Origin of the sequence: Oscillibacter valericigenes (assembly GCF_021531435.1) — a bacterium.
GTDB classification, from domain to species: domain Bacteria; phylum Bacillota; class Clostridia; order Oscillospirales; family Oscillospiraceae; genus Oscillibacter; species Oscillibacter valericigenes_B.
The window spans coordinates 1-7,502 of sequence record NZ_JAFBIS010000044.1 but is presented as its reverse complement, the minus strand read 5'-3'; the positions used below and the strand labels follow the sequence as shown (position 1 = coordinate 7,502).

General features: G+C 47.9%; 6 protein-coding genes. 1 reads left to right on the top strand and 5 read right to left on the bottom strand.

Going from position 1 to position 7,502, the window contains the following annotated elements; genetic code table 11:
* Positions 1-445 precede the first annotated feature (445 nt).
* Positions 446-2,365, top strand: a complete 1,920-nt coding sequence (tet(W), locus tag JQM68_RS13220; protein ID WP_235223492.1) for a tetracycline resistance ribosomal protection protein Tet(W) — start codon at positions 446-448, stop codon at positions 2,363-2,365.
* 463 nt (positions 2,366-2,828) lie between these two features.
* Here the strand turns inward: tet(W) and JQM68_RS13215 are convergent, their stop codons facing one another.
* The 5 genes from JQM68_RS13215 to JQM68_RS13195 are packed head-to-tail and all read right to left on the bottom strand — an operon-like array spanning position 2,829 to position 7,391.
* A complete protein-coding gene (locus tag JQM68_RS13215) occupies positions 2,829-3,416 on the bottom strand; it encodes a D-sedoheptulose-7-phosphate isomerase (RefSeq protein ID WP_235223491.1) in 588 nt (195 codons plus the stop codon).
* 12 nt (positions 3,417-3,428) lie between these two features.
* Positions 3,429-4,712 (bottom strand): HAD-IIIA family hydrolase, encoded by a 1,284-nt coding sequence (locus tag JQM68_RS13210; protein ID WP_235223490.1) that lies wholly within the window; start codon positions 4,710-4,712, stop codon positions 3,429-3,431.
* Between the two features lie 14 nt (positions 4,713-4,726).
* A complete protein-coding gene (locus tag JQM68_RS13205) occupies positions 4,727-5,659 on the bottom strand; it encodes an NAD-dependent epimerase/dehydratase family protein (RefSeq protein ID WP_235223489.1) in 933 nt (310 codons plus the stop codon).
* A gap of 15 nt (positions 5,660-5,674) precedes the next feature.
* On the bottom strand, positions 5,675-6,994 hold the full coding sequence (locus tag JQM68_RS13200) for a protoporphyrinogen/coproporphyrinogen oxidase (RefSeq protein ID WP_235223488.1): 1,320 nt from the start codon (positions 6,992-6,994) through the stop codon (positions 5,675-5,677).
* A 1-nt stretch (position 6,995) separates the two neighbouring features.
* Positions 6,996-7,391 (bottom strand): hypothetical protein, encoded by a 396-nt coding sequence (locus JQM68_RS13195; protein WP_235223487.1) that lies wholly within the window; start codon positions 7,389-7,391, stop codon positions 6,996-6,998.
* Positions 7,392-7,502 lie beyond the last annotated feature (111 nt).

Here is a 7,502-nt window from a genome sequence, read left to right as displayed (position 1 = left end):
AGAAACCTAATCGAATAGTTGCCGAAACCGCTCGGATTGAGTGATATTTGGCACTACTGTACAAAAATATTTAGGGAGGGTGTTCCAGTGAATGCCCTCCTGATTTATTTGGGACAGCGGGTAAAAACTTCTTGCATTTTAGAGTGTACTATGCTATACTGCTGTCATCCTGATTTGAGGAGTCTATTCAACATGCGGCAAGGTATTCTTAAATAAAATTTGATAATGGGCACAAAAATAATTGCCCCTTGCAGGGGCTTAGTTTTTTGTACCCAATTTAAGAATACTTTTGCCTTATCAATTTTGACATATCCCCAAAAACAGCACTCACAAACAGGTGTATGCTGTATATGTGTATGTCCGCAAATTATCATCCCCAGTGGTAAAAGTATTTTACTGCTGGGGATTTTTATGCCCTTCGGGGCAGTAAAGGGAGGACAATCACATGAAAATAATCAATATTGGAATTCTTGCCCATGTAGACGCTGGAAAGACGACCTTGACGGAGAGCCTGCTATATGCCAGCGGAGCCATTTCAGAACCGGGGAGCGTCGAAAAAGGGACAACGAGGACGGACACCATGTTTTTGGAGCGGCAGCGTGGGATTACCATTCAAGCGGCAGTCACTTCCTTCCAGTGGCACAGATGTAAAGTTAACATTGTGGATACGCCCGGCCACATGGATTTTTTGGCGGAGGTGTACCGCTCTTTGGCTGTTTTAGATGGGGCCATCTTGGTGATCTCCGCTAAAGATGGCGTGCAGGCCCAGACCCGTATTCTGTTCCATGCCCTGCGGAAAATGAACATTCCCACCGTTATCTTTATCAACAAGATCGACCAGGCTGGCGTTGATTTGCAGAGCGTGGTTCAGTCTGTTCGGGATAAGCTCTCCGCCGATATTATCATCAAGCAGACGGTGTCGCTGTCCCCGGAAATAGTCCTGGAGGAAAATACCGACATAGAAGCATGGGATGCGGTCATCGAAAATAACGATAAATTATTGGAAAAGTATATCGCAGGAGAACCAATCAGCCGGGAAAAACTTGTGCGGGAGGAACAGCGGCGGGTTCAAGACGCCTCCCTGTTCCCGGTCTATTATGGCAGCGCCAAAAAGGGCCTTGGCATTCAACCGTTGATGGATGCGGTGACAGGGCTGTTCCAACCGATTGGGGAACAGGGGAGCGCCGCCCTATGCGGCAGCGTTTTCAAGGTGGAGTATACAGATTGCGGCCAGCGGCGTGTCTATCTACGGCTATACAGCGGAACGCTGCGCCTGCGGGATACGGTGGCCCTGGCCGGGAGAGAAAAGCTGAAAATCACAGAGATGCGTATTCCATCCAAAGGGGAAATTGTTCGGACAGACACCGCTTATCCGGGTGAAATTGTTATCCTTCCCAGCGACAGCGTGAGGTTAAACGATGTATTAGGGGACCCAACCCGGCTCCCTCGTAAAAGGTGGCGTGAGGACCCCCTCCCCATGCTGCGGACGACGATTGCGCCGAAAACGGCAGCGCAAAGAGAACGGCTGCTGGACGCTCTTACGCAACTTGCGGATACTGACCCGCTTTTGCGCTGCGAGGTGGATTCCATCACCCATGAGATCATTCTTTCTTTTTTGGGCCGGGTGCAGTTGGAGGTTGTTTCCGCTTTGCTGTCGGAAAAATACAAGCTTGAAACAGTGGTAAAGGAACCCACCGTCATTTATATGGAGCGGCCGCTCAAAGCAGCCAGCCACACCATCCATATCGAGGTGCCGCCCAACCCGTTTTGGGCATCCATCGGACTGTCTGTTACACCACTCCCGCTTGGCTCCGGTGTACAATACGAGAGCCGGGTTTCGCTGGGATACTTGAACCAGAGTTTTCAAAACGCTGTCAGGGATGGTATCCGTTACGGGCTGGAGCAGGGCTTGTTCGGCTGGAACGTAACGGACTGTAAGATTTGCTTTGAATACGGGCTTTATTACAGTCCGGTCAGCACGCCGGCGGACTTCCGCTCATTGGCCCCGATTGTATTGGAACAGGCATTGAAGGAATCGGGGACGCAGCTGCTGGAACCTTATCTCTCCTTCATCCTCTATGCGCCCCAGGAATACCTTTCCAGGGCTTATCATGATGCACCGAAATACTGTGCCACCATCGAAACGGCCCAGGTAAAAAAGGATGAAGTTGTCTTTACTGGCGAGATTCCCGCCCGCTGTATACAGGCATACCGTACTGATCTGGCCTTTTACACCAACGGGCGGAGCGTATGCCTTACAGAGCTGAAAGGATATCAGGCCGCTGTCGGTCAGCCGGTCATCCAGCCCCGCCGTCCAAACAGCCGCCTGGACAAGGTGCGCTATATGTTCAGTAAGATCACTTGATACACCACAGCGAGGAAGGTTATTGCATTTCCCTGTCTTTCGTGGTAAAATGTAGTTGTAAACCACCAGAGAAACCAATCTAATTTTACCGTTGATAGCCATTTCCTTGATAGCCAAATGATAGCAAAAGTTCGGCAAGCCCATAGGATAAGGATAATAGGTATCAGGAAAAATCAAATGATATCAAATCTCCCAAACAAAAGCGTTTAGAATTAAGTTTCATTTTGCGAGTGGGAGTGATTGTAAGAAACCCCGATCCATTGCAGTGCAATGGATCGGGGTTTCTTAACTTTGACGTATCTGGTGGTATTTTCAATCGCTGAGCCTCTTTTATCAGTCAGTCCTCAGATTCAATTTTTAACTTGATTTTGTAGTTATCTGGGAAGTGTTTTGACCACATAAATCGCCATAGCTAATGGTCGAACACTCTAAAAACGCTTAAAAGCGATCAAGAGGAAGTCACTTATTCTTTAAAATGCTCTTTCCCACACAAATACTTGTAAAACACGCTCATCATTAAGTGGTCAAACACCATGTGGATGTCTTCGGTGATCTGCATACTCTGTACTGGCACATGGAGAGTAATATCAGATAATTCCTTTAATTTACCGCCAGAATATCCAATAAGTCCGATAATTTTATTTCCTTGCGCCTTGACATACTTTGCTGCATTGAGCACATTTTGAGAATTGCCGCTCCCAGAAATGGCAACCAGAATATCATTGGGTTCCAGATTACCACGCAGCTGAAAACGGAATACTTCTTCATAGCCGATGTCGTTGGCAATTGCCATCACAGTTGCCACATTGTCATTGAGGCAGCAGAAACGAAAAGGAACCTCTATATACTCAGAAACGCCTTTGTTGAAATCATTTTGAAAGTGAGAAGCTGTTGCTGCACTGCCTCCGTTACCGCAAATGTAAATACGTCCCTTTTTCAGTCGTGTTTCGTCCAGCAAATTCAGCGCCGCATTGATCTGCTCCACATCCAGATGGGAGAGGATTTCCCGTTCCAACTCAATATAGTTTTTAATATCATTCGTATAGTTCATAAGGCCCCCCGCTTATTTCAAAATTTGATCAACTGCATCCAGTAGATCCTTGCAGACCAACTCTGGAATCACATCATATTTCTTGTCTGTCCCGGCATCTCCAGTCAGCACCAATGCAGTTTTTGTCCCCGCATTTTTCCCGGTCTGGACATCCACCGTGGTATCACCTACCATCCACGACCGACTCAAATCAATGTTATACGCCGCGGCACAGTCCTCTAGCATTCCAATGTCAGGCTTCCGGCAATGGCACGGAATCTTATAGACCGGATTCTCCTCCGGATAGCCCTTATCAGGATGGTGTGGACAGAAGCGGATATCGTCCAGATAAACACCTTCCCGGCCCAGAAGAGTTTCCATCTTCCTATGGATAAGCTCCACATCCTCTATTTCACACAGGCCGCGAGCAACCACAGGCTGGTTGGTCACAACGATTGCCAGATAGCCAGAAACGTTGATTTTACGGATGGCTTCTACCGCACAGAGCTCCAGTTCAAACTGCTCCTCTTGATAGACAAGTCCGTTCTTCCGGTTGAGAGTACCATCCCGGTCCAGAAAGATAGCCCTCTGCTTCTGACTCAGGCAGCGTCTGCCGATAAATCCGCTGGCCAGTTCATTTTCAGCCTTTTGGATGCGCTCCACGGTGCCGACATCTTTGATGTACTCCGGAGAGTGATAACCATAGACCGCTTGTCCCTCGTCAATCAAGCTGCTCAGTAGTTCCTTTTCCAAATCGACCTTGGTGTTCTCAGGGACTCTCTCGCAAACCGAACGGTCCAATATGTAGAAACCCGCGTTGACGCAGTTGTGATACCAGTAGTCCCGTACGTTGTGCTTGGAGTCAAACTTTTCTACTCGGCCACTCTCATCGCAGACCACCAAATCGGAATCGAATGGATGAACATTGGGATGGACGAACAGCGTCGCAATAGCAGACTTTTTTCGGTGAAACTGCTCCATGCGGGCCAAATCAATGTCAAACAGCACATCTCCGAACACCAGGAAGAAATTGTCCCCTGTCAAAAGCGGCGGCAGCATGGAAAGTGCCCCCGCTGTTCCCAGCGGGGCCGTTTCCTCAATGTACTGGATGGACACGCCAAAGTCTGCGCCATTCCCAAAATGTTCCCGAATCTTATGGCCCAGATGCCCGATGACCATAATGACATCGGTAATACCCTGCCGCCGCAGGCAATCTACCTGCCACTCCAGAATCGGTTTTCCGGCCACCGGAGCCATGGGCTTTGGGATCTCATCATCGGTGATTGCACGCAGGCGGGTTCCTTTCCCGCCTGCCATAATGACCGCCTGCATCACAGCACCATTTCCACAGTCTTTGCGACTGCTTCATCGCTGGTCATGTGGGCAGTCCAGCCGGCGGAATGGATCTTCTCCAGATTGTAGGCAAATACGGGAACATCGCCCTTCCAGCCGCCCCGACCGCCGGTGTACTCAAAGGGAATACCAGTAAGGCCCATCTTTTCGCAAACGATCTCCGCAATGCGGGTCACAGAGGTCTGGGTCTCTACGCCCACGTTATACAGTGTCACGCCCTTAGGCACATCCTTGAAGCGCATGATGGCGTCCACCAGATCCAGCACATAGATGTACGGTTTGCTTTGCTGGCCGTCACCCAAAATTTTCAGATGAGACGGGTCTGCTTTCAGCCGCTTAACGAAGTCAAAAATCACGCCGTGGGTCAGCCGGGGCCCAATAACGTTGGGGAAACGGAACACCAGTACGCTCATATCGTTCATATAGGCAAAAGAGGAAATGATACCCTCAGAGCCCAGCTTTGCACCGCCGTAGTAGGAAATCGGACTCAGCGCAACTGCTTCTTCGCTCACTTCCGCGCCCATCTGTTCACCGTACACAGCAGAAGTAGAGGAAAAGAACAACTTCTTCACGCCGCACTGCCGCATGCACTCCAGAAGAATGAAAGTAGTGGAGTAGGTATTCTTGTATTCGATCATCGGGCTCTGGGCACTGGCCTGGATATCAGAGTTGGCCGCCAGATGGAATACATACTCCACCTGTTCCTTTTTGAAAATCTCCAGAACCTTATCCAGATCCGTCAGGTCCTGCTCGTAGAACTTGAAATGCTCGTTATCTTTCAGATGGGCAATATTTTCCCTGGTGCCAATAAAGAAATTGTCCACACAGACAACATCATTGCCCTCTGCCAGTAATGCGTCGATCAGATGACTGCCAATGAAACCAGCGCCGCCTGCTACAAGTACTTTCATAGCTTACCTCCCAAATTACGCAAATTCATTCAATCTTTTGCTCAGTTCAAAACTCTCTCTTAAAATACGGTCCATATTCCAGTATTCGAAGTTACCGAACCGACCGTTCAGAACAACGCCCTGCGTTCTGTAATAGTTTCGGATTTTTTCCATATTGGCACTATGGTTCAGGTCATAGATCACATAGGCATACTCATATTTTGTAATATCAAGGATGGACACGTCTTCTTCATTGTGGGCAAATCCAATATCTACCATTCCACGGCAAATTTTGCTGCGGAATTCCTCGTCGCTCATAGCGTCTACTTTATCGTTTTTGCGATATGTAACCTCAACCATATAAGTAGCCTCATTTCCATGATGGTACGCACTGCCCAAAAAATCCATCTTGGAAATACGATGAAAAATCACATTCCTGTCCGGTATCATAAACGCATAGTTCTCTCCGCAAAGATCATATGGCGTCCGAACAAAAGAAATCGCGATAGAGTTATAGCGAAGCCCATCTACACACTTGTGAATATCATCAGGCACACCTGAAAAAGCTTCCGTTAATGCCTGCACCGGCATAGTAGAAATCACCAGATCAGCTTCATAAGTGCTGCCATCCTCAACCTGAATGGAATATCCGTCGTCATTTTTCCTGACGCCGGTCACTGCTTTTTCAGTATAGACATGGCACTTCTGCGGCCTCAGCTTTCTTAGGAAACCATTCGGTACGGATTCAATTCCCCCAGTGGTCGGATAACTGAAATAGAGCTGGTGCAGATAGCCATCCACCGTCTCACCAGCCGCGCTGCGCCGAATCTCTTCCTGTGTGGGTTTGGGAATTCGGTCCACCATAGATGTGTTCATAAAGGCGGGGTCATATTTCCAAATCTTTTCATTATAAGGACGCAGATAGCAGTTGGTAATTCCCTCTCCGAAGGTTTTCAGGAAGAACTGGATCATATTTGTAGCTTCGTAATCCTCATATGGATTATGATTGAACGCATTGATGCAATACTTCAAATCCTCTTCGGGCAGTTTTGACAAGTCATTTTCAAAAGGATACTGAACCTGTCTCTGCTTATACAGAATTTTGTTGCTGCGTTTCAGATCATTCTTTTCCTCCAAAACGCTGAGCATCAGTTCCAACATCTCTTTATCCTTGCTAAACAGGATGTGTGGGCCAATATCATAGAGATACCCGTCCTTTTCAATCGTCCGGCACAGTCCACCCGGGCGAGATTCTTTTTCCAAGAGGGTAACAGACTCGACCCAGTCAAAATCCTGCAGGAAATAGGCAGTACTGATACCGGAAAGACCTGCTCCTAAAATAACAACCTTTTTCAAATCAATCCCAATCCTTTTCTCCAACGTATATTACTTTGGTTCCTTCATTTTCCATTGAAAAGCGCAGTTCAGCCATGTCGCTGAGCGCGGCGCGGAGCCGTTTTTGCTTGTTTTTTTCACAGTAAAACAGGAGAAAGCCTCCGCCTCCTGCTCCCAATAGCTTTCCACCCATTGCTCCGTTTTCCATTGCAATATCATAATATCTGTCAATTTCAGGATTCGTAATTTTACTGGCCAACTCCCGTTTCAGGTTCCAGCCCTCGTTTAAGAGCTCCCCAAAACGATTCAAATCCCCTGCTATCAGGGCGTGCTTCATTTCATAGGCCTGCTCCGTCATCTTGACTAGACTGTTGTATTTCCGCTCCTCGGAAACAATATTGGCGTTTTGCTCTTTCAATATTGTCCCTGCGGAATGCGTGATACCTGTATAGAAAAGACCTGCTAAGTTTTGTCAAGAGTAAAATTCAAGAATTTTGAGTAGGTGAAAAAGGCCGCACTAAATCAAGCC